This is a genomic window from Kamptonema formosum PCC 10802 (genome assembly GCF_000332335.1).
Classification (GTDB): domain Bacteria; phylum Cyanobacteriota; class Cyanobacteriia; order Cyanobacteriales; family Oscillatoriaceae; genus Oscillatoria.
In genome coordinates this window covers 485,834-487,101 of record NZ_KB235949.1, presented here as the reverse complement: position 1 = coordinate 487,101, position 1,268 = coordinate 485,834, and the positions used below count along the sequence as shown (strand labels likewise).

At 51.0% G+C, this 1,268-nt stretch carries 1 protein-coding gene; it reads left to right on the top strand.

The features are described 5' to 3' along the window. Nucleotides 1-186: 186 nt before the first annotated feature. Nucleotides 187-1,268, top strand: a 1,082-nt coding sequence (locus OSC10802_RS42920) for a tetratricopeptide repeat protein (RefSeq protein WP_369797141.1), incomplete at its 3' end; no start/stop codon positions are given.

The following is a 1,268-nucleotide window of genomic DNA, read 5'->3' as shown; positions in this document are numbered from 1 at the left end:
TGGTGGCGGTGATGGAAGTGGTAAATGCCGATATGATAGAGGAGGGCGAACTTAATGCTATTTAATAAATGGTGGCGAAATCTAGGGGCGCAATTTATAGAGCTGGGTGCAAAAGTGCAATGTAAACTGCTAAACCAACAGGCTTTTGAACTTTATCGCCAGGGCCAATTCGCTGAGGCAGTAGTTGTGGCAGAACAAGGTGTAAAGTTAGCCTTATCGCTTTACAGGGGAGACCACCCCGATCTAGCCATAAGCCTCAACAATTTGGCATTTTTCTACGAATATCAGGGGCGCTACGAAAAAGCGGAACCCTTGTATGAGGAAGCCTTGGCGATGAGAAAGCGCCTGTTTAAAGGCGACCACTACTATGTAGGCAATAGCCTAAACAATTTAGCATACTTTTACTATTTCCAGGGGCGCTACGAGAAAGCGGAAACGCTGTATGAGGAAGCTTTGGCGATGATAAAGCGCCTGTTTGGAGGCAACCACCCCGATGTCGCCATAAGCCTCAATAATTTGGCATTAATCTACCATTCCCAGGGGCGCTACGAGAAAGCGGAACCGCTGTTAGAGGAAGCTTTGGCGATGAGAAAGCGCCTGTTTAAAGGCGACCACCCCGATGTCGCCAGAAGCCTCAACCATTTGGCAGGACTCTACAAATCCCAGGGGCGCTACGAGAAAGTGGAACCGCTGTATGAGGAAGCTTTGGCGATGAGAAAGCGCCTGTTTCAAGGCGACCACCCCGATGTCTCCATTAGCCTCAACAATTTGGCAGAAATCTACTATTCCCAGGGTCGCTACGAGAAAGCGGAACCGCTGTATGAGGCAGCTTTGGCGATGGATAAGCGCCTGTTTCAAGACGACCACCCCAATGTCGCCACTAGCCTCAACAATTTGGCAGAACTCTACTCTTCTCAGGGGCGCTACGAGAAAGCGGAACCGCTATTAGAGGAAGCTTTGGCGATCACAAAGCGCCTGTTTAAAGACGACCACCCCGATGTCGCCTCTAGCCTCAATAATTTGGCATACCTCTACCGTTCCCAGGGGCGCTACGAGAAAGCGGAACCGCTGTATGAGGAAGCTTTGGCGATGAGAAAGCGCCTGTTTCAAGGCGACCACCCCGATGTCGCCAATAGCCTCAACAATTTGGCAGGACTCTACGATTCCCAGGGGCGCTACGAGAAAGCGGAACCGCTGTATGAGGAAGCTTTGGCGATGAGAAAGCGCCTGTTTCAAGGCGACCACCCCGATGTCGCCGATAGCCTCAA